This window comes from Micromonospora sp. NPDC000663, assembly GCF_042898105.1.
GTDB lineage: Bacteria > Actinomycetota > Actinomycetes > Mycobacteriales > Micromonosporaceae > Micromonospora.
On the sequence record NZ_JBIAYR010000010.1, the window covers coordinates 18862 to 40783 of the forward strand.

Sequence of the window (21922 nt, forward strand, 5' to 3'; positions counted from 1 at the left end):
CCCGCGACGGGCTGCCCCTGGTCCTGCTGCGGCTCGAGCGGGTGGACGTGGAGCGCCTGACCGAGCTGGTCACCGACGCGTGGCGGATGCGCAGCGCCGCTCGCTCGGAGTAGCAGCCCCGCCACACGACGTGCCACAGTCGCCCTATGTCGGACGGGGACCAAAAGATTTGTGGAGTTCCTACAACTGAGGGCCGGTTGGTTCGGTGATTGCGTCATGGCGCCGCCCGCCCCCAGCCGGAAAAGTGATCACTGCCGGGAGTCGTCCACTCGCGGCGCGCAGGCCATGGTCTACCAAAGGGGTCAGTCGGGTGTTCAACCGTATCGCCATCGTCAACCGAGGTGAGGCCGCCATGCGGCTCATCCACGCGGTCCGCGAGCTGGCTGCGGAGACCGGCGTCCCGCTGGAAACCGTCGCCCTCTACACCGACGTCGACCGCACCGCCACCTTCGTCCGTGAGGCGGACATCGCCTACGACCTCGGTCCGGCGTCCGCCCGCCCGTACCTGAATCTCGCCACGCTGGAGCGCGCCCTGGTCGAGACCGGGGCCGACGCCGCGTGGGTCGGCTGGGGCTTCGTCGCCGAGGACCCGGCGTTCGCCGAGCTGTGCGAGAAGATCGGCGTCACCTTCGTCGGGCCGAGCCCGGAGGCGATGCGCCAACTCGGCGACAAGATCGGCTCGAAGCTCATCGCCGAGAAGGTGGGCGTGCCTGTCGCGCCGTGGAGTCGCGGCGCGGTCGAGACGCTCGACGCGGCGCGGGCCGCGGCGGCCGAGATCGGCTACCCGCTGATGCTCAAGGCCACCGCGGGCGGCGGCGGGCGCGGCATCCGCGTGATCACCAGCGAGGCCGACCTCGCCGAGGCATACGAGCGCACCAGCCAGGAGGCGGCACGGGCCTTCGGCAGTGGCATCGTCTTCCTGGAGCGGCTGGTCACCGGCGCGCGGCACGTCGAGGTCCAGGTGATCGCCGACGGGCAGGGCACCGCGTGGGCGCTCGGCGTCCGGGACTGCTCGGTGCAGCGCCGCAACCAGAAGGTCATCGAGGAGTCGTCGTCCCCGGTGCTGGACCGGTCGCAGGCGGCCGAGCTGAAGGCGTCGGCCGAGCGGCTCGCCGTGGCGGTCGGCTACCGGGGAGCGGCCACCGTCGAGTTCCTGTACCACCCGGGCGACCGGCTGTTCGCGTTCCTGGAGGTCAACACCCGCCTGCAGGTCGAGCACCCGATCACCGAGCTGACCACCGGCTTCGACCTGGTCAAGGCGCAACTGCACGTGGCCTCCGGCGGGCGCCTGGACGGTGCGCCCCCGGCCGAACGCGGCCACGCCATCGAGGCTCGGCTCAACGCCGAGGACCCCGACCGCGACTTCGCGCCGTCCCCCGGCCGCATCGCCCGGCTCGACCTGCCCAGCGGCCCCGGCATCCGGGTGGACACCGGCGTCAGCGAGGGCGACACCATCCCCGCCGACTTCGACTCCATGATCGCGAAGATCATCGCGTACGGACGCGACCGCGACGAGGCGCTGGGCAGGCTGCGGCGGGCCATGGCGAACACCACCGTGATCATCGACGGTGGGGCCACGAACAAGAGCTTCGTGCTCGACCTGCTCGACCAGCCCGAGGTGATCGACGCCAGCGCGGACACCGGCTGGATCGACCGGGTCCGAGGCGAGGGTCGACTCGTCGCGCACCGGCACAGCGCGGTCGCCCTGGCCGCCGCCGCCATCGAGTCGTACGAGGAGGAGGAGCGCGTCGAGCGCCAGCGGCTGCTGTCGACGGCGTCCGGTGGGCGCCCGCAGGTGCAGCACGCCAGCGGTCGACCGCTTGACCTCAAGCTGCGCGGCGTCAACTACCGCACCCGGGTGGCGCGGGTCGGCGCGCACCGCTTCCGGGTGGGCATCGAATCCGGTGGCGTGGTGCGCACCGCGGACGTCGAACTCGACCGCTTCGACAGGCACACCGGCCAGATCGTCGTCAACGGCATCCGGTACCGCCTGCTCACCGGCACGCACGGGCCGACGCACCTGGTCGAGGTGGACGGCGTCACCCACCGGGTCAGCCGCGACGAGGGAGGCGTCCTGCGCTCCCCCATGCCCGCGCTCGTCGTCGCCACGCCCCTGGAGATCGGCGACGAGGTCGAGGCGGGCGCGCCGGTGCTGGTGCTGGAGGCCATGAAGATGGAGACGGTGCTGCGGGCGCCGTTCAGGGCGCGACTCAAGGAGTGCGCCGTCTCCGTGGGCAGCCAGGTGGAGGCGGGCGCTCCGCTACTGCGACTGGAGCCCCTCGCCGACGACGGCGACGCCACCGCGGACACCACAGCCACCCCGTCGGTCGAACTGGACCTGCCCACCTCCGCCGAGCGGTTCTCGGCGTCCGAGCGCAGCCGGCGCGGCCAGGAGGACCTGCGCGGCCTGCTGCTCGGCTTCGACGTCGACCCGCACGACGACCGCCGGGTGCTCGACGACTACCTCACCGACCGCCGTGCGGCCATCGAGGACGGCCACCGACCGCTGACCGCCGAACTCGACCTGCTCACCGTGTTCGCCGACCTGGCCGAACTGAGCCGCAACCGGCCCACCGGCGAAGACGGCGGCGCGCACGTGCACAGCGCCCGCGAGTACTTCCACACCTACCTGCAGAGCCTCGACGTCGAACGCGCCGGCCTGCCGGACGCCTTCCAGGCCCGGCTCGGCAAGGCGCTCGGCCACTACGGTGTCACCGACCTCGACCGCAGCCCCGACCTCGAAGCCGCCGTGTTCCGGATCTTCCTGGCCCAGCAGCGCGCGTCCGCCGACGCCGCTGTCGTCGCGGCGCTGCTGCGCGCCTGGCTGCGGGAGACCCCGCCGGACGAGACGCTGCGCGAGCCGGCCGGCCTCGCCCTGGAACGGCTGATCGCCGCCACGCAGGTGCGCTTCCCTGTCGTCGCCGACCTCGCCCGCGGTGTGGTGTTCGCCTGGTTCGCCCAGCCGCTGCTGCGCCGCAACCGCGCCCGCGTCTACGCCGAGGTCCGTGGACACCTGCGGCACCTGGACGCCCAGCCGGACTCGCCCGACCGCGCCGAGCGCGTCGCCGCGATGGTCCGCAGCACCGAACCGTTGGTCCGGCTGCTCGGCCAGCGCCTCGTCCGCGACCACCTCGACAACACGGTCATGCTCGAGGTGCTCACCCGCCGGTACTACGGCAACAAGGCGCTCACCAGCGTCCGCACCCGCACGGTCGCGGACTGCTCGTTCGTGGTCGCCGAGCGCGCCGACTCCAGTGTGGTCTCCGCCGCGGTGAGCTTCGACGCGTTGGACCGGGCCCTGCGCGGGCTCGCCGACCTGGCCACCGGCGAGGAGTCCGTCGACGCCGACATCTACCTCGGCTGGGAGAACCAGCCGGAGGACTTCGACACGATGGCCGCCGCGCTGCTCGCCGTCATCACCGCGCACCCGCTGCCCCCGCAGGTCCGCCGGCTCACCGCCACCGTCGCGGGTCGCGGCGGTGCCGTCATGCACCACCACTTCACGTTCCGTCCGTCCGGCGCCACCCTGGCCGAGGACCGGCTGATCCGTGGCCTGCACCCGTACATCGCCGAGCGGATGCAGCTGGAGCGGCTGCACAAGTTCGACCTGACCCGGCTGCCGTCGTCGGACGAGGAGGTCTACCTCTTCCAGTGCGTGGCGCGGGAGAACCCGGCCGACGAGCGCCTCGTCGCGTTCGCCCAGGTACGGGACCTGACCGAGCTGCGCGAGCAGGACGGCCGCCTGGTGGCGCTGCCGACGACCGAGGACGCCATCGCGGCCTGCCTCGACTCGATCCGCCGCGCCCAGTCCCGCCGGCCGTCGAAGACCCGGTTCAACACCAACCGGATCGTGGTCTACGTCTGGCCGCCCAGCGAGCTGACCCGCGAGGAGATGGAGATGATCGCCGGGCGGGTGCGCCCGACGACAGTGGGCGCCGGGCTGGAGGAGATCCTGTTCATCGCCCGCCAGCGTGACCGCCGGACCGGCGAACTGGCCAAGATCGCCGTACGGATCTCCTTCGACGCCGCCGGCGGCGCGGAGCTGGCCGTCGGTGAACCGCCTGTGGAGCCGGTCGAGCCACTGGACGAGTACCGGCTGAAGGTGCTGCGCGCGAGCAGCCGCAACACGGTGTACCCGTACGAGCTGACCGGCCGGCTCGGCGACTTCGTCGAGCACGACCTCGACGACGCGCACGTGCTGGTGCCGGTGGACCGGCCCAGGGGGCGCAACCGCGCCGCGATCGTCGCCGGCGTCGTGACCACCCCGACCGAGCGGTACCCGCAGGGCGTCACCCGGGTGGTGCTGCTCGGCGACCCGACGAAGTCACTGGGCGCCCTGTCGGAGCCGGAGTGCCGGCGGGTCATCGCCGCCCTGGACCTCGCCGAGCGGATGCAGGTGCCGCTGGAGTGGTGGGCACTGTCCGCAGGCGCCCGGATCTCGATGACCTCCGGCACGGAGAACATGGACTGGGTGGCCGCCGCCCTCAAGCGGATCGTCGAGTTCACCCAGGCCGGCGGTGAGATCAACATCGTGGTCGCGGGCATCAACGTCGGCGCGCAGCCGTACTGGAACGCCGAGGCGACGATGCTGATGCACACCAAGGGCGTGCTGGTGATGACACCGGACTCGGCGATGGTCCTCACCGGCAAGCAGTCGCTCGACTTCTCCGGTGGCGTCTCCGCCGAGGACAACTTCGGCATCGGCGGCTACGACCGGGTGATGGGACCGAACGGGCAGGCGCAGTACTGGGCGCCGAACCTCACCGCCGCGCGGGACGTGCTGATGGCGCACTACGACCACACGTACGTCGCGCCCGGCGAGGACGCCCCACGGCGCGCGACCACCACCGACCCGACCGACCGCGACGTCTCCGCCTTCCCGCACGACGTCGCGGGCAGCGCCTTCACCACCGTCGGCGAGATCTTCTCCGCCGAGGCCAACCCGGACCGCAAGAAGCCGTTCGACATCCGTACGGTGATGCGCGCCCTCGCCGACCAGGACCACCCGGTGCTGGAACGCTGGGCGGGCATGGCCGACGCGGACACCGCCGTCGTGCAGGACGTCCACCTCGGTGGCATCCCGGTCTGCCTGCTCGGCATCGAGTCCCGCTCGGTGCCCCGGCACGGCTTCCCGCCCACCGACGGCCCGGACACCTACACGGCCGGCACGCTGTTCCCCCGGTCGTCGAAGAAGGCCGCGCGGGCCATCAACGCGGCGAGCGGCAACCGGCCCCTGGTCGTGCTGGCGAACCTGTCCGGCTTCGACGGCTCACCGGAGTCGATGCGCAAGCTCCAACTGGAGTACGGCGCCGAGATCGGCCGGGCGATCGTGAACTTCCGCGGGCCCATCGTCTTCTGCGTGATCTCGCGCTACCACGGCGGAGCCTTCGTGGTGTTCTCCAAGGCGCTGAACCCGAACATGACGGTGCTGGCGCTGGAGGGCTCGTTCGCCTCAGTGCTCGGCGGCGCCCCCGCCGCCGCCGTGGTGTTCTCCGCCGACGTCAACGCCCGTACCGCTGCCGACCCCCGGGTACGTGGCCTGGAGGCGCGCGTCGCCGCCACGTCCGGCACCGAACGCGCCGCGTTGACGGCCGAACTCGACGAGCTGCGCTCGTCGGTGCGCGCGGAGAAACTCGGCGAGGTGGCCACGGAGTTCGACCGGGTGCACAACATCCAGCGGGCCGTCGAGGTCGGCTCGGTGGACGCCGTCATCCGCGCCGCCGAACTGCGTCCGCGCATCATCGAGGCCATCGAGACGCGTCTGCGGTAACGGGCTCGGCGCTTCCGCGTCCGGTCGGGGCCACGAGGTCGGGCATGCTCCAGGAACGCCACAGCCGGCTGTACCCGCCGCCGGCCTCCAGCAGCTCGGTGTGCGTACCCTGCTCGGCGATGCGCCCGTGGTCCAGGACGACGATGCGGTCCGCGGTGGCCGCCTGGCTGAGGCGGTGGGCGACGACAAGTGTGGTCCGGCCCTCGGTGGCCGCCACGGCGGCGCGGTCGAGGTCGCGCGCGCCCGCGCTGCCCGCCTCCGCGGTGGCCTCGTCGAGGACCGCGACGGCGGGGTCGGCGAGGACGAGGCGGGCCAGCGCGAGCTGCTGGGCCTGTGCCGAGGTGAGCTGTCGGCCCCCCTCCCCCACGGCCGTGGCCAGGCCGTCCGGGAGGGTACGCAGCCAGTCGGTGGCGCCGACGAGGTCGAGGGCGGCGGTCAGCTCGGCGTCGGTGGCGTCCGGGTTGGCCAGGCGCAGGTCGTCGGCGAGCGGGCCGGCGAAGACGTGCACCTCCTGGCTGATCAGGGCGATCTCGCGACGGAGGCGGTGCTCGCCGAGGTGCGCCAGCGGCACGCCGCGCAGGCGCACCGAACCGTGGCTGGGCGTGATGATGCCGGAGATGATGCCGGCGAGCGTGCTCTTGCCCGCTCCGCTCGCGCCGACGAGCGCCACCCGCTCCCCTGGTGCGAGACGCAGGGTGATGTCCCGCAGGACGACGGGCCCGTCGTCGTAGCGGTGCCGCGCGACAGTCACCTCCAGCGCCGCTGGTTCGGGCCGGTGCTGTCGGGCGGGTTCGGGGCTGGCCGGGGACGCGGTGGTGTCGGGCAGTGTGGTGACGCCGACGAGCCGGGCCAGGCTCGCTCCGGCCTGCAGCACGGAGTCCGATTCGAACAGCAGCAGGCCGATGGGGTTGAAGAGGCGGTGGAAGTAGAGCGCGGCGGTGGTGGCCGCTCCCACTGTGACGAGGTCGTCGCGTACCAGTAGGAAGCCGGCGAGCAGCACGGCGGCGAGCCCCACGAACTCGGACCTGTTGATGCGCAACCCGAACCGCGTGAACATGCCGAAGATCTCCAGCGACAGGTCGCGGGCGACAGCCGAGCGATCCGCGATGCGGGTGACGTGGGCGTCCTCCATCCGGTACGCGCGAACGGTCGCCGAGCCGCGCAGCGCCTCGGCGGTCGCCTGCGTACGCTCGCCCGTCGCCACGCGCTCGCGCGCGTAGTAGGAGACCGACCGCTTGAGGTACCAGCGCAGCGCCAGCGCGTACGCCGGCACGGCGACCAGCCCGGCGATGCCGAGTCGCCAGTCGAGGGCGAAGAGCCCCGCCCCGGTCAACACGATCGTCAGCAGCGCGCCGAGGAAGGCGGGACCACTGGTGGCGATCACATTCGTCACCACTGCCACGTCGTCGCCGGCCCGTGCCACCAGGTCCCCGGTCCCGGCTCGCTCCAGGGTGGCCGACGGCAGGTGCAGGGCACGGTCGAGGACCCGCTCCCGGAGCCGGGCCAGCACTGTCTCGCCCAGTCGTGCGGCGACCGCCGCTCCGGCCGCCGTGAGGAGTCCGGCGAGCACCGCGGCACCCGCGATCACGCCCGCCCAGGCGACGACCTGTCGCGTGTCGGACCCGGCGATGACGTCGTCGACGAGGCGGCCGAGCACCCACGGTGCCACGAGCCCGGTCGCGGCCGCGGCGACAAGCAACATGCCGGCGAGGAGGCTGAGCCCCGGAAGGCGCGCCAGCTCGGTACGCAGGGCCCCCCACGTCTGCCGGCCGGTGGCCGTCGGCAGCAGTTGCCGGGACTCGACACCGTTCACTGTGGACTGATCGGTCATCGCAGGATCTCCTCCCGGTAGCGGGCGTCGCTGGCGAGCAGCCGCTCGTGTGTGCCCTCGGCGACGACCCGCCCACCGTCGAGCACGGCCACCCGGTGGGTGACCCGCAGCAGGGCCGGGCTCGTGGTGATGAGCACCGTGCCACGGTCGCCCGCGCCGCGAGCGGAGGCCAGACCCTCGGCGAGCAGCCCCTCGGTCACCGCGTCGACAGCAGTGGTGGGGTTGTGCAGCACCAGCACCGGCGGGTCGGCGACGAGTGCCCTGGCCAGCCCGATGCGCTGCCGCTGCCCACCGGACAGGTTCGCCCCCCGCTCGGTGAGGACGCGGTCGAATCCGTGCGGGTGCGCGGCGAGCACGTCCTGGGCCGCGGCCGCGCGGACGGCGGCGCGCAGGACCGAGTCGTCGAGGTTGGCGCCGGCGCTGAGATTGTCCCGCAGGGTCCCTTCGAACAGTGCCACGTCGTGCTGCTCGACCAGGACGGTGGCGCGTACGGCGTCGATGTGCAGCTCGTCGGCGGGTACGCCGTCGACGTGCAGCGTTCCCCGGTAGTCCTGGCGTGGGACCCGTCCCGCCAGCAGCCTGACAAGCGCCTCGGCGTCGCTCGGGTCGTAGGCGAGCACGCCCAGGATCTCACCGGCGCCGACGCGCAGGCTGACGTCGTCGAGACCTGCGTAACGGACCGAGTCGAGGGCGACGCGGGACGTCGCCGGTGCGGGAGGGTCCGCGCTGCCGGGACGGTCGACGGGTGCGGCGCCGACGACCCGGGCGACCCGACCCGCGGAGGCGCGGGCCATGGCGAACAGCTGGACGCAGTACCCGAGCGTCTGCACGGGCTCGGCGATGAACTGGGCCAGCCCGACGACGGCGACGAGTTCACCGACGGTGAGTCGGCCCTGTAGCGCGAGCCAGCCCGCCACGCCGGCGACAGTCGCGAGGAAGAGGCCGTTGACCATCGTGGTGAGCCCGAGGTGCAGGCCCTTGGTGGTGGCGGCGCGCAGGGTGACGTCGAGGGCATGTCGGCTGGCGCCGGCGTACCGGCGGGCGGCGTGGTCCTGGGCGCCGATGCCGCGCAGCACACGCAGGCCGGTGACGAGGTCGACGGCGAGCGCGGTCGTGGCCGCGAGGGCCTCCTGTTGGGACGTGCTGCGCCGGGTGAGCAACGGTGCCATCCGTTGCAGGGCGACGACCAGCAGCGGTACGCCGATGAGCACCCCGAGGCCGAGCGGGATGTCGACGACGACAAGCGCGACGGCCGCGACCACGATGGCGGTGAGCGCCGCCGCGGTGAGTCCCGCGACCCGCACGACGAGTGCGGACAGCTCGGCGTCGGAGGCGGTGACGGACAGCAGCTCTCCGTCGCGCATGCCCGAGCGGTGCCCGTGCGGGTCGAGCGCGCTTCTGGCGATCTCGACCCGGATGGCGTGTGCCTCGTGTTCCACGGCGGCGTACGCCATCCGGGCGCCGGTCCGGTAGGCGAAGGCGAGGACTGTGAACAGGACGGCGAGACCACCGAGCGAGAGCGCCAGCGCGCGTACGTCCCCGGTGGCGACCGCACGGTCGATGACCACGCCGATGGCGACCGGAATGAGGGCCTCGGCGGCCTGGTGGGTGCAAAGCAGTGCGATGCCGAGAACCACACGTCCACGCTGTCGGCGCAGCGCCCGACGCAGCACCGCCGCGCCGCTGACCCCCGGGACAGCCGTCACCGGCGTCACGACCGGGCGACCTGGACGAGCGCGTCGTCCGGCCGGTCGGTGGCCGGGACGACGTGGTGGCGGCCGATCGGCAGCATCAACGGCTTGCCCGACGTGGGATCGATGACGACCCTGCTGTCCAGCCCGAAGACGGCGCGTACGCATTCCTGGGTCAGGACCTGCGCCGGCTCACCTGCGGCGTGCAGCCGCCCGCCCGTCAGGGCGATGAGGTGGTCCGCGTACCGGGCGGCGAGGTTGAGGTCGTGCAGCACCATGACGATCGTCGTTCCGCGCGTCAGGTTGAGGTCGGTGAGCAGGTCCAGGACCTCGACCTGGTGACTGACGTCGAGGAAGGTCGTCGGCTCGTCGAGCAGCAGCAGGTCCGTCTGCTGGGCCAGAGCCATGGCGATCCACACCCGCTGCCGCTGGCCGCCGGAGAGTTCGTCGACCGAGCGGTCGGCGAGGTCCGCCGTCCGTGTCGCGTCCAGGGCGGCCGCCACCGCGGCGTCGTCCTCCCTGCTCCAGCGCGAGAGCATCCGCTGGTGCGGGTTGCGCCCGCGCCCGACGAGGTCGGCCACGGTGATCCCCTCGGGCGCGGTCGGCGACTGGGGAAGCAGACCGAGGGTACGGGCCAGTTGCTTGGCCGGCAGCCGGTGCACCTGTTTGCCGTCGAGCAGGACGTGACCGGTACGGGGTGCGAGGAGGCGCGACATCGACCGCAGCAGTGTGGACTTGCCGCACGCGTTCGCCCCGACGATCGCCGTGATCTTCCCGGGTGGCACGCCCAGGTCGAGCGAGGAGATGACGACCCGGTCCCGGTAGCCGAGGGTCAGACCCTCGACCGCGAGCGTATGGGTGGTGGTCACAGCGAGCCTCCCGCGCGGTTCGTCCGGATGAGCAGGTAGATGAGGTAGGGGGCACCGAGCACGCCTGTGACGACACCCACTGGGTAGCGCGTGTCGAAGGCGAACTGGCCGACGAAGTCCGCGGTCAGCACCAGGAGCGCGCCGACAAGCGCGGACGGCAGCAGCAGTGAGCCGGACGGGCCGACGAGCCGGGCGGCGATGGGCCCGGACAGGAAGGCCACGAAGGCGATCGGCCCGGTCGCCGCGGTGGCGAAGGCGATCAGACCCACGGCCGCGATGATGACGAGGATCCGGGTGCGTTCGAGGCGCACCCCGAGCGCCGCCGCGGTGTCGTCGCCGAGCCGCATCATTGACAGGTTGCGGCCCTGGCTCAGCAGCACCGGCACCAGGACGGCCACGGCGACCGCCACCGGACCGACCTGCTTCCAGGTGGAGCCGTTGAGGCTGCCGGTCAGCCAACGCAACGCCTCCTGCAGGTCCCACTCGGCGGCCTGGGTGAGCACGTACGCGGTGAGGCTGTCGAGCATGGCCGCCATGCCGATGCCGATCAGCACGAGGCGCGTACCGGCGACGCCGTCGGAGAACGACAGCAGGTAGATGACGACCGCCACCGCCAGCCCGGCGACGATCGCGAAGGCGGACACCCCCGCCCCTCCGAGCTGCAGCGTCACGATCGCGAAGGCCGCCGCGGCGCTCGCGCCGGAGCTGATGCCGATCATGTCGGGGCTGGCGAGCGGATTGCGGAGCATCGTCTGGAAGGTGACGCCGCCGAACCCGAAGCAGGCTCCGACCAGAACCGCAAGGACCGCCCGGGGCAGGCGCAGCGTGCCGACGGTGAACGACGCTCCGGGGACGTCCTGGCCGGCGATCACCGCCAGGACGTCGGCCGGCGGGTAGAACGTGCGTCCCGCCATCAACGAGACGGCGAACGCCCCGACGACGAGGACTGCGAGAACGGTGAGAACGGCACCGCGGCGGCGTGTCCGGCGGACCCGGCCGTTGGTGACGGCCTCAAGGGTCGTGGTGCTCACAGCTCGCGAACCTTCTGCCGTCGGACGATGTAGATGAAGAAGGGGGCGCCGATCAGTGCCGTCACGATGCCGACGTCGATCTCCGCGGGGCGTGCCACCACCCGGCCGACGACGTCCGCGGCGGTCAGCAGCGCCGCGCCGATGAGCGCCGAGAACGGTAGCAGCCACCGGTGGTCGAGCCCGACGAGGAGGCGGCACACGTGCGGGACCACCAGGCCGACGAACCCGATGGGTCCGGCGACCGCCGTCGCGGCACCGCACAGCAGCACGGAACCGGCACCCGCGACGCCGCGCACCACGGCGACCCGCTCGCCCAGCCCTGCCGCGAGGTCGTCACCGAGGGCGAGCGAGTTCAGGGCCGGGCCGGACAGGAGGCAGATCACGAGACCCACGGCGAGGAACGGCAGGGCCTGCCGGATGCTGTCGTAGGTGGCGCCACCGACCCCGCCGATCTGCCAGGAGCGGAAGTTGCCGGCGATGTCGTTGCGGGGCAGCACGAAGGCGCTGATCAACGACGCGAGCGCGGCGGACGTGGCAGCGCCCGCGAGCGCGAGCTTGAGCGGCGTCGCGCCGCCGCGTCCCAGTGAGCCGACGGAGTACACGAAGACGGCCGCGAGGGCGGCGCCGAGGATTGCCACCCACAGGTAGCTGGTCGGCGAGGAGAGGCCGAACAGGACCATTCCGGTGACCACCGCGAGCGACGCCCCCATGTTCACGCCCAGAATGCCGGGGTCGGCCAGCGGGTTGCGGGTCACGCCCTGCATCACCGCCCCGGCCAGACCGAGTGCGGCGCCGACGAGCACGGCGAGCAGGGTCCGCGGGATCCGTTTGGTGACGGCGGCCTGTTCCATCGTGTCGTCGGCACCCTGGAACGCGGCGACGATGTCGGACCACCCGACGTCGCGGGATCCGAGGGCGACCGACGCCACCATGAGCGCCAGGAGCACCGCGGTCGCCACGAGGAACCACACCAGGCGTACCCGTGCCGGACGCCGCACCACTGCGACGTCCGGCACGGTACGCGAGTCGAGCGCGGTCATGAGACCCGGTCAGCTGCCTTGGCGAGCATCGCGACGTAGTCGTCCAGCACGAACGGGAGGGCCAGCGGGGTCGGGTTCGCCGCGGTGCCCAGCGGGGTGGCACCGGAGAGCATGACCACCGAGCCGCGCTTGATCGCGGGGATCTTCGACAGCAGGGGGTCGGCCTGCGCGGCGGCGAGGAGCTTGTCGTCGCCGTACGCGACGATGACGTCCACGTCGTCGAAGACCTGGATCTGCTCGGCGCTCTGCTCCAGGCTGAACTTGTCGGTGCCGGCGGAGAGCGTGGCGATGCTGGCCGGCACCTTCAGGCCGAGGTCGGTGAAGAACTGGGCCCGGGTGTCGTGCGTCGTGTAGAAGCCGATCTTGCTCAGGTCGGTCGGGTCGACGTGCGTCATGAACATCGCCGACCTGCCTGCCAGCTGGGGGTGCTTCGCGGCGGTGTCGGTCATCCGCTTCTCGAAGTCGGCGATCAGCGCGTCGCCTTCCTTCGCGAGGCCGAGGGCCTGGCTCTCCAGCTTGATCGTGTCGCGCCACGCCGTGGCCCAGGGCGCCTGCGGGTAGGCGACCACCGGTGCGATCTTGCTGAGGGTGTCGTACTCCTGCTGCGTCAGCCCGGAGTACGCGGCGAGGATGACGTCGGGTCGGGTGTCCGCGACCGCCTCGAAGTTGATGCCGTCGTTCTCGTCGAACAGCACAGGCCTGGTGCCGCCGAGCGATGTGAGCTTCTCGGCGACCCAGGGCAGGATGCCGTCGTTGTCGTCGTCACCGAAGTTGGCCTTGGCCATGCCCACGGGAACGATGCCGAGGGCCAGCGGAACCTCGTGGTTCGCCCATGCCACTGTCGCGACCCGCTTCGGCTTCTCCTTGATCGTGGTTGTGCCGAGCGCGTGCGTGATCGTGATCGGGAAGGCGGCGGCGGGGCTGCCGTCGGCGGCGTCCTCGGCCGTCGAGGACCCGCCGCAGGCGGCGAGCGCCAACGTCGCGGCCAGGGCGACGACCCCGGTCAGGAAACGGTTTGCACGCATAGAACTGAGCTCCATCGCTTAGGTAAGGGCAGGCTAACCTAACACAGCGATATGAGTCGTTCTCGCGACCGGGTCAGGGGTGTGTTCGGTGGTGGGCTTCCCTTCCTGGGTTGACGGGCCGGCAGAGGCTGGGACTGCTCCTCAGCGCGCGGCGCCGCCCGGTCGACGCCTGCCGCTGCCGGACGGCCGGTGACCGATGCGCGGCGCCCGTACCGCTGACGGCCTGGCCGACTCCCGACGGACGTCGCGGGCCGCGCTGGCCACCATCTCGTCGGGATCGCGCCGCAGTGCCTGCCGGACGTGCGCCGGGACGACCTCGGACTTGGCAAGCGCCAGTCGGACCTGCACGGAACGGTCGTCCACCAGGCGGGCCAGATCCGCGTCGTCCAGCTCGAGCGCGCCGACGAGGGCGACACGGACGTCGACCACCGGGTCCTGGGCGAGCGCGCTGCGCTGCTCGGCGGTGGTCCGCGGATTACGGGCGAGCCCCTTACGGACACGGGCGGTGCGATCGGCGAGCAGCGCGGTGATCACGTCAGGGTCCCGGGTGTGGGTGGCGAGCCGTTCCCGCACCTCCGGTGAGACGTCCTCGACCAACCTGGCCGCCAGCTCCGGCTCCAACTCGCGCGACTCGGCGAGGAGGCCGCGAAGCTCCTTGTCCGCCGCCTCCGACATCACCCGACGAACCGACTCGTCACACGCCGGGTTGCCGGCGACCGCCCAGCGGACCCACCGGTCGGCGTCCTTGACGAGACGCACCAGGTTCGCGATCGACGCCGAGGGGTTCCTCGCCACGGCCTCCCGTACCCCACGGTCAGGGTCCCGGGTCAGCGGACGCAGAGCCTGGGCGGGAGCGTCGGCCCGCGACGCGACGGCCTTACGCACCGCCGCCGACCTGTCGGACGCCAGGTCGAAAAGGGTCATCTGGGGCGTTGCGGGATCCTGGGCGAGGGCGAGCCGCGCGTCGACGTCGCCATCGATCGCACGCTCGTCGGTGGTGCCTGACCCGCTGTGACCGTCGGACCCGCCGACGTCCTGCTGCTTTGCCATGGACGCAATCATGTCACCGACCTGCTGAGGCATCGCGCGCCCGGACCAGGGCACTGACGACTGTCGAAGCGGTGCGACCCGGGCGGGAGCACTCGTTCGTCCCCGGCGGGCTCCCCGCGGCGGTCGTACAGTGGGGAAGGTCCTGGCCCCAGTGATCGTGGCGGGCACGTTCCCGGCCCGCCCGGAAGGAGCACAGTGAACCGTCCCCTCCGGACCGCCCTCGGCGTCGTCCTGAGCGCCGCACTACTGACCACCGCCGCGCCCGCGCCCGCGCAGGCGCACGGCGCGGGTCGCCCGCCCGCCGTCATCGCGCTGCCCGACGGGTTCCAGCCCGAGGGCATCGCCACCGCCGGCCGGTACGCGTACCTCGGCTCCCGCGCCACCGGCGCCATCTACCGGGTCGACCTGCGCACCGGTCGGGGCGCGACGATCGGCGCACCCACCGGCACGCCGTCGCTCGGCCTGAAGGTCGACAGGCGCAGTCGGCTGTTCGTCGCCGGCGGCACCGCCGGCGACGCCCGCGTCCTGGACAGCCGCACCGGCGAGGTGCTGGCGAGCTACCAGTTCGCCACCGCCCCGACGTTCGTCAACGACGTCGTGCTGACCCGCGACGCCGCGTACTTCACCGACTCCAACCGCCCGGTGCTCTACCGGCTGCCGCTCGGCCGTGGTGGCGCCCTGCCGCCCGCCGACGGGTTCACCACCATCGCGCTGACCGGCGCGTACGAGCAGGTGGGCACGGGCGTCAACCTCAACGGCATCGTCAGCACGCCGGACGGCAAAGCGTTGATCGTCGTGCAGTCGAACACCGGCACGCTGTTCCGGGTCGACCCGGCGACGGGCGCCACCACTGTCGTGGACGTGCCCGGCTACACCTTCACCAACGGCGACGGGCTGCTGCTGATCGGCCGCACCCTGTACGTCGTACAGAACAGCCTCGACCAGATCGCGGTGGTCACGCTGAACCGGGCCGGCACCGCCGGAACGGTCACCGGCACCATCACCGACCCGAACTTCGACGTGCCCACCACTGTCGCCCCGGCACTGGGTCGGCTCTACCTGCCCAATGGCCGCTTCTCGACCACCCCGACGCCGACCACGCCGTACTCGGTCGTCGCCGTCCGCGCCCGCTGAGGCGACAGCCGCGCCCACTGACGAGCCCCGGTCGATCCTTCGCGGATCGGCCGGGGCTCATCGGTGTGGCTGTCAGGCGATGTCGAACCTGTCGTTCTCCATGACCTTGGTCCAGGCCTTGACGAAGTCGGCCACGAACTTCTCGCGCGCGTCCTGGCTGGCGTAGACCTCCGCCAGGGCCCGCAGCTGGGAGTTGGAGCCGAAGATGAGGTCGACAGCGGTGGCCGTCCACTTCACCTCGTCGGTGGACAGGTCCCGGATCTCGTACACGTGCTCCTCGGACTTCGACGCCGTCCACCGGGTGCCCGGGGAGAGCAGGTTGGCGAAGAAGTCGTTGGTGAGCACACCGGGCCGGTCGGTGAGAACGCCGTGCGTCGCGCCGCCGACGTTGTTCCCGAGGGCACGCAGGCCGCCGACGAGGACGGTCATCTCCGGCGCGGTCAGGTTGAGCATGAAGGCCCGGTCGACGAGCAGCACCTCCGGCTGGGTCTTCTCGCCCGGCCGCAGGTAGTTGCGGAAGCCGTCCGCGCGGGGCTCCAGGACGCGGAACGAATCGACGTCGGTCTGCTCCTGGGTGGCGTCGGTGCGGCCCGGCCGGAACGGCACCGTCACCTCGACGCCTGCGTCACGCGCCGCCTTCTCGACGGCGGCCGAGCCGGCGAGCACGATCAGGTCCGCAAGCGAGATCCGGGTGCCGCCGGCCGCGTTGAAGTCCCGCTGGATGCCCTCCAGGGTCTCCAGGACCGTGGCGAGCTGCTCGGGCTGGTTGACCTCCCAGTTGCGCTGCGGCTCCAGCCGGATCCGCGCCCCGTTGGCACCGCCGCGCTTGTCGGTGTGCCGGAAGCTCGCGGCGGACGCCCACGCGGTGGAGACCAGCTGGGCGGTCGTGAGACCGGAGTCCAGGACCTTCGCCTTGAGAGCGGCGATGTCGGCGTCACCCACGAGCTCGTGGTCGACGGCCGGCACCGGGTCCTGCCACAGCTGCGGCTCGGCCACCCACGGCCCGAGGAAACGGTCGATCGGGCCCATGTCGCGGTGCAGCAGCTTGTACCACGCCTTGGCGAAGGCCAGCGCGAACTGGTCCGGGTTCTCCAGGAACCGGCGCGAGATCTTCTCGTACGCCGGGTCGAACCGCAGCGCCAGGTCGGTCGTGAGCATCGTCGGCTTGTGCTTCTTCGACGCGTCGAACGGGTCCGGGATGATCTCCGGGGCGTCCTTGGCGACCCACTGCTTCGCGCCGGCGGGGCTCGTCGTGAGCTCCCACTCGAAGCCGAAGAGGATCTCGAAGAAGCGGTTGCTCCACTGCGTCGGCACGTCGGTCCACGTCACCTCGAGACCGCTGGTGATGGTGTCCCGGCCCTTGCCGCTGCCGTGGGTGCTCAGCCAGCCGAGGCCCTGCGCCTCCAGCGGGGCGCCCTCGGGCTCCGGACCGACGTGGTCGTCGGCGGGAGCCGCGCCGTGGGTCTTGCCGAAGGTGTGGCCGCCGGCGATCAGCGCGACGGTCTCCTCGTCGTTCATCGCCATCCGGCCGAAGGTCTCCCGGATGAAGTACGCCGCCGCCCGCGGGTCCGCGTTGCCGTTCGGTCCCTCCGGGTTGACGTAGATGAGGCCCATCTCGGTCGCGCCGACCTCGGGCGCCATCTCGGACTCGCCGACGTAGCGCTCGTCACCCAGCCAGGTGTCCTCCGGACCCCAGAAGATCTCCTCGGGCTCCCAGATGTCCTCCCGGCCGAAGCCGAAGCCGAAGGTCTTGAAGCCCATCGACTCCAGGGACACGTTGCCGGCGAGCACGAGAAGGTCGGCCCAGGAGATCTTCTGGCCGTACTTCTGCTTCACCGGCCACAGCAGGCGGCGGGCCTTGTCGAGGTTGGCGTTGTCCGGCCAGCTGTTGAGCGGCGCGAACCGCTGACCGCCGTCGCCGGCGCCGCCGCGGCCGTCGTGGATGCGGTACGTGCCGGCGGAGTGCCAGCTCATCCGGATCATGAGGCCGCCGTAGTGGCCGAAGTCCGCCGGCCACCAGTCCTGCGAGGTGGTGAGGACCTCGACGATGTCCCGCTTCAGGGCCTCGACGTCGAGCTTCGCGAACTCCTTGGCGTAGTTGAAGTCCGGCCCCAGCGGGTTGCCCTTGGGCGAGTTGCTGTGCAGCACCGACAGGTCGAGCTGGTTGGGCCACCAGTCCCGGTTGGTGCGCGGGCGACCGCCGGTCTTCGGCGTCGGCGAGTCGATCGCCGGGTTCTCGCTCTCGCTGCCGTGCGAAGTCACCGAGTCGTGCGCGACCGGGCAGCCGGCCGCCTCCTTCTTGTCCACGCCCTGTGCGCTGCTGGGGGCCTGGTCCTGGGTGTCGCTCATGTACTTCCTTCCGAACTGGCGGATCGCTGGGCGGTGCGTTCGGTCGCGCAGTCGGGGCAGACGCCCCAGAAGACGACCTCCGCTTCGTCGACCACGAAGCCGTGGCCGTCGGAAGCGGTGAGACAGGGGGCGTCGCCGACGGCGCAGTCGATGTCGGCGATCGCGCCGCAGGAGCGGCACACGATGTGGTGGTGGTTGTCCGCCACCCGCGCCTCGTAGCGGGCGGTGGCGCCGGCGGGCTGGATGCGCCGCACCAGACCCGCGTCGGTGAGCGCCCGCAGGACGTCGTACACCGCCTGGTGCGAGACAGTGGGGTGCTCGGCGCGAACGAGCCGGAGCACGGCGTCGGTGTCGACGTGCGGATGGTCCCGCAGCGCGGCGAGCACCGCCAGCCGGGGTCGGGTCACGCGCAACGAGACGGCTCGTAGCTGCGCCTCGAAGCCGGACCTCATGTGCCGAACATTAGTCCACTCTTTTGGAATGAATCAAATTTCGCCGAAACTCGCCGCGTCCGTTTCCTGCCGATCGTGCCCGATCAGCCCCTCCTGCGTCGAACGATTCGCCGGGCGGCCAGGTACGCGACGCCTCCGGCCAGCACCCACGGCGCCGCGACGACGACCGGGTCCAGCGGGTGGTGCACCCGGTCCACCCGCTTGCCGCGCAGGCGCGAGGAGAGGCCGTGGTGGGTGAACTCGCTCAGGACGCCGGTCTCGGTGACCGGGTTGTCGGGGTGCCGGGTCAGCATCGAGCGCAGGGTGCTCTCCACCGCGTCCACCCGGTCCGCCGCGAGCAGGAGCAGCCAGTGCGCGGCCCGAGCCTCGCTGTACGTCCGGTAGGAGTACCGGCGGATCACTCCGGAGAGCCCCCGCGGCGGGCACGAGGTGCCGAAGACCGGGGTGAGGAACTTGTGCTCGATCGACATCTCCCGCGGCCACTTCTCCGGCTGCCGCTCCGGGAACTCCCAGTGGGCGCCGTTGAGGCCCGGGTCGAACCGCTCCTTCGGCACCGAGGGGCGGTCCCGGGGGTCGAGGTCGACACCCCACCCGGGAATGCGAGCACGCAGCTCGTCGGTGGATTCGGCAAGCTTCGGCTTGTCCGGCGTGTAGGGCATGGCGGCGCTCCCGGTCGGTCAGGCGGCGTTCGGGACGATGATCGGCTTGATGCAGCCGTCGAGCTTGGCGGAGAAGATGTGGTACGCCTCCGCGACGTGCTCCAGCGGGATCCGGTGGGTCACGATGTCGCTGGGCTTGAGGTAGCCGTTGCGGATGTGCTCGAACAGGCGCGGCCACTGCCTCTTCACCGGGCACTGGTTCATCCGCAGGGTCAGACCCTTGTTCAGTGCGTCGCCGAACTTCACGGCGCTGAACATCGGCCCGTACGCGCCCATGACCGAGATCGTGCCGCCCTTGCGGACCGAGTCGATCGCCCAGTTGAGGGCCACCGGGGAGCCGCCCTGGAGCTTGAGCTTCGTGGCGGTGACGTGCTGGAGGAAGTTGCCGTCCGCCTCGGCGCCCACCGCGTCGATGACCACGTCCGCGCCGAGGTGGTCGGTGATCTTCTTGAGGTGCACGACGATGTCGTCGTACTCGGCGAAGTTGCAGGTCTCGGCCTGGGCGAAGGACGCAGCCTTCTCCAGCCGGTAGTCGAGGTGGTCGACGACGATGACCCGGCCGGCGCCCATCAGCCAGGCGGACTTGGCGGCGAACAGACCCACCGGGCCGGCGCCGAAGACCACGACCACGTCACCCTCGGCGATGTCGCCGAGCTGCGCGCCGAAGTAGCCGGTGGCGAGCGCGTCGGTGAGCAGGACGGCGTCGTCGTCGTCCATCCACTCGGGAATCGGGCTGGGGCCGACGTCGGCGAACGGCACGCGGACGAACTCGGCCTGGCCACCGTCGTAGCCGCCGCAGGTGTGCGAGTAGCCGTAGATGCCGCCCACGGCCGTCGCGTTGGGGTTGACGTTGTGGCAGTTGCTGAACAGGCCCCGGGCGCAGAAGTAGCAGGAGCCGCAGTACACGTTGAAGGGGACCATCACCCGGTCGCCGGGCTTGACGTTGCGCACCGACGATCCCACCTCGTCGACCACGCCGATGAACTCGTGACCGAAGGTCATTCCGACCCGGGTGTCGGGCATCATCCCGTGGTAGAGGTGCAGGTCGGACCCGCAGATCGCGGCCCGCGTCACCCGCACGATGGCGTCGTTGGGGTGCTCGATGGTGGGGCGGTCCTTCTCCTGCACCCGCACCCGGTAGGGACCGCGATAGACCATTGCGCGCATTACTGCCTCCTGGACCAGCGTGCTGCCGGACATTCCGCCCCGGCACCACCCGAAGCACAGGTGTCCCTACCCCCGCGTATCCGGGGCAAACAGGTGGCCGGGTCCAGCGCGCCAGCCCGGTCCAGGTCCGCGAACCGCGCGGGTGCGGCCCTGGCCGCCGGGTCAGGGCCGCACCGTCCGTTCCGGTCAGCTGGCGTACGTCTCGAACTCGCCGACCCGGGGCGCGCCACCCGAGCTGGTGATCGTGAAATTAATCTTGGTCAGTGACGTCGCGGCGAAGGTGATGGCGCCCGCCCCGCTGCCGGAGGCGAGGACCGCCGCGGTGTCGTTGTTGACGAGCTGCCAGGACCCGATCGAGCCCTGGGTGCCGGACGGCTCCCGGATGATCACCCGGGAGACGCGGGTGGCGGAACCCCACTTGATCGAGATGGTGCCCGTGGGCCCGGCGGGCGACCAGTACGTGCCGAGACTGCCGTCGCGCACGTTGCCGTAGCTCGTGCCGCTCGCCTTGCTGGAGCCGTCGGCGCCGGCGCCGAGGCTCAGGTTGGTGCCGCTACCCGGCGGCGGCGTGGTGGGCGGGGGCGTGGTCGGCGGGGGCGTGGTCGGCGGGGGTGTGGTGGGCGGCGGGGTCTGCGGCGAGCAACTGCCGTCGGACACCCGCAGACCCGTGTTGGCGCCCACCGTCTGACGGACGACGTCCGGCACGCAGCTCGCCCCGTCCAGCCGGTACGAATACGGGATGCTGACAGTCGTGTTGGACGTCGGGTTCGGGCCGGCCGGGTACGTCTCGCTGCCGGCGCCGGACCACGTCACGTTGTCGAAGATGTTGCCGCTGACCTGCCAGTAGCCGCGCTCGTCGGTGTAGAAGGTGCCCAGGACGTCCTTGGAGTCGCGGAAGTAGTTGTTCTCCACCTTCGCCCTGGCGCCGGCCCGGGAGTTGATGCCGGACTCGTGCAGGCTCACGTAGTGGTTGTTGTAGATGTGGGCGACGCCGCCGCGCAGCAGGGGCGTACGGGAGTCGATGTTCTCGTACAGGTTGTGGTGGTACGTGATAAAGCCGTTGGAGAGGTCGCTCTCGCTGGATCCGACCAGGCCGCCGCGACCGGAGTTGCGCAGGATGCTGTAGGACAGCGTCACGTACTGGGTGTTGTCCTTCATGTCGAACAGGCCGTCGTACCCCTCGGACTCCCCGCCCGACGCCTCCAGGGTGACGTGGTCAACCCAGACGTTGCGCACCGTGCTCTCCATGCCGATGGCGTCGCCGCCGTTGGAGGTGGGCGAGCCCGACTTCTTGACGTTCCGGACCGTCACGTTCTGGATGATGATGTTGCTGGAGTCGCGGATGTGGATGCCGAGCTGGTCGAAGACCGCGCCGCCGCCGACCCCGATGATGGTGACGTTGCTGATCTGTTTGAGCTCGATCACGCCGGCGGCGGTGTTGCAGCTCGACCCCGACACCTTTGTGGTGTTGCCGTGGTTGATGGTTCCGGAGACCTCGATGGTGATCGGGGTGCTGCTGCTGGCCCGGCCGCACAGGGCCGCGTGGATCGCGGTGCCGGTGGTGGCGCGTACCGTCTGCCCGCCCGCGCCGCCTGTGGTCCCGCCGTTCTGGGTGGCGTAGCCGGTGGCGCTGCCCACCGCGGCCGAGGCCTGCGGCGTGGCCAGGGCCACCGCTACCGCCACACCGACTGTCACCGTTGCGAGCACTGCCTGGAGTCGCAGCGCGACTGGTCGTCCCATCTCGCCTCACCTTCGCCTTCGAATTGCTTTCCTGATGACCCGAAAATTGCCCACAGTGAATGCGCTCGGCCTCGTTGCGAGCGCGGAATGGGCACGTCACTGATGGCGTCACTC

Annotated in this window: 14 protein-coding genes; 2 read left to right on the forward strand and 12 right to left on the reverse strand. The window is 71.5% G+C overall.

Features of this window, described 5'->3' with window-relative positions:
- Nucleotides 1-310: 310 nt before the first annotated feature.
- Nucleotides 311-5770 carry a carboxyl transferase domain-containing protein gene (locus ACFY1S_RS25280; protein WP_387122696.1) on the forward strand — a complete coding sequence of 1820 codons (5460 nt, stop codon included), beginning with the start codon at nt 311-313 and terminating at the stop codon, nt 5768-5770.
- Here ACFY1S_RS25280 and ACFY1S_RS25285 read toward each other — a convergent pair.
- The 7 genes from ACFY1S_RS25285 to ACFY1S_RS25315 all read right to left on the reverse strand — a co-directional run bounded on the left by ACFY1S_RS25285 (nt 5739) and on the right by ACFY1S_RS25315 (nt 14307).
- Nucleotides 5739-7601, reverse strand: a complete 1863-nt coding sequence (locus tag ACFY1S_RS25285; RefSeq protein ID WP_387122699.1) for an ABC transporter ATP-binding protein — start codon at nt 7599-7601, stop codon at nt 5739-5741. The genes ACFY1S_RS25280 and ACFY1S_RS25285 overlap by 32 nt on opposite strands.
- Entirely contained in the window at nt 7598-9307 is a 1710-nt protein-coding gene (locus tag ACFY1S_RS25290) for an ABC transporter ATP-binding protein (protein ID WP_387122702.1), read from the reverse strand. Before ACFY1S_RS25290 ends, ACFY1S_RS25285 begins: the two co-directional genes overlap by 4 nt.
- Before the next feature lie 5 nt (nt 9308-9312).
- Entirely contained in the window at nt 9313-10161 is an 849-nt protein-coding gene (locus ACFY1S_RS25295) for an ABC transporter ATP-binding protein (RefSeq protein WP_387122705.1), read from the reverse strand.
- A complete protein-coding gene (locus ACFY1S_RS25300; RefSeq protein ID WP_387122708.1) occupies nt 10158-11192 on the reverse strand; it encodes a FecCD family ABC transporter permease in 1035 nt (344 codons plus the stop codon). The genes ACFY1S_RS25295 and ACFY1S_RS25300 overlap by 4 nt, the downstream gene beginning before the upstream one ends.
- Complete coding sequence (locus ACFY1S_RS25305; RefSeq protein ID WP_387122711.1) at nt 11189-12232, reverse strand: FecCD family ABC transporter permease; 1044 nt, start codon at nt 12230-12232, stop codon at nt 11189-11191. The genes ACFY1S_RS25300 and ACFY1S_RS25305 overlap by 4 nt, the downstream gene beginning before the upstream one ends.
- Nucleotides 12229-13257, reverse strand: a complete 1029-nt coding sequence (locus ACFY1S_RS25310) for an iron-siderophore ABC transporter substrate-binding protein (protein ID WP_387122714.1) — start codon at nt 13255-13257, stop codon at nt 12229-12231. The genes ACFY1S_RS25305 and ACFY1S_RS25310 overlap by 4 nt, the downstream gene beginning before the upstream one ends.
- Before the next feature lie 141 nt (nt 13258-13398).
- Entirely contained in the window at nt 13399-14307 is a 909-nt protein-coding gene (locus tag ACFY1S_RS25315) for a hypothetical protein (protein ID WP_387122717.1), read from the reverse strand.
- A 195-nt stretch (nt 14308-14502) separates the two neighbouring features.
- On the opposite strand from ACFY1S_RS25315, the gene ACFY1S_RS25320 reads away from it, so the two are divergent.
- Nucleotides 14503-15441 carry an SMP-30/gluconolactonase/LRE family protein gene (locus ACFY1S_RS25320; RefSeq protein ID WP_387122720.1) on the forward strand — a complete coding sequence of 313 codons (939 nt, stop codon included), beginning with the start codon at nt 14503-14505 and terminating at the stop codon, nt 15439-15441.
- 72 nt (nt 15442-15513) lie between these two features.
- Here ACFY1S_RS25320 and katG read toward each other — a convergent pair whose 3' ends face one another.
- From katG to ACFY1S_RS25345, 5 genes are all read right to left on the reverse strand, one after another.
- Nucleotides 15514-17790 (reverse strand): catalase/peroxidase HPI, encoded by a 2277-nt coding sequence (katG, locus tag ACFY1S_RS25325; protein WP_387122723.1) that lies wholly within the window; start codon nt 17788-17790, stop codon nt 15514-15516.
- Nucleotides 17787-18242, reverse strand: a complete 456-nt coding sequence (locus tag ACFY1S_RS25330; protein ID WP_387122726.1) for a Fur family transcriptional regulator — start codon at nt 18240-18242, stop codon at nt 17787-17789. Before ACFY1S_RS25330 ends, katG begins: the two co-directional genes overlap by 4 nt.
- Nucleotides 18243-18325: 83 nt before the next feature.
- Nucleotides 18326-18901, reverse strand: coding sequence for a hypothetical protein (locus tag ACFY1S_RS25335; RefSeq protein WP_387122729.1), 576 nt, complete (start codon nt 18899-18901; stop codon nt 18326-18328).
- An 18-nt stretch (nt 18902-18919) separates the two neighbouring features.
- Nucleotides 18920-20068: a zinc-dependent alcohol dehydrogenase gene (locus ACFY1S_RS25340; protein ID WP_387122732.1), complete on the reverse strand. Its 1149-nt coding sequence runs from the start codon at nt 20066-20068 to the stop codon at nt 18920-18922.
- A gap of 186 nt (nt 20069-20254) precedes the next feature.
- Nucleotides 20255-21808 (reverse strand): polysaccharide lyase family 1 protein, encoded by a 1554-nt coding sequence (locus tag ACFY1S_RS25345; protein WP_387122735.1) that lies wholly within the window; start codon nt 21806-21808, stop codon nt 20255-20257.
- Between the last annotated feature and the right edge of the window lie 114 nt (nt 21809-21922).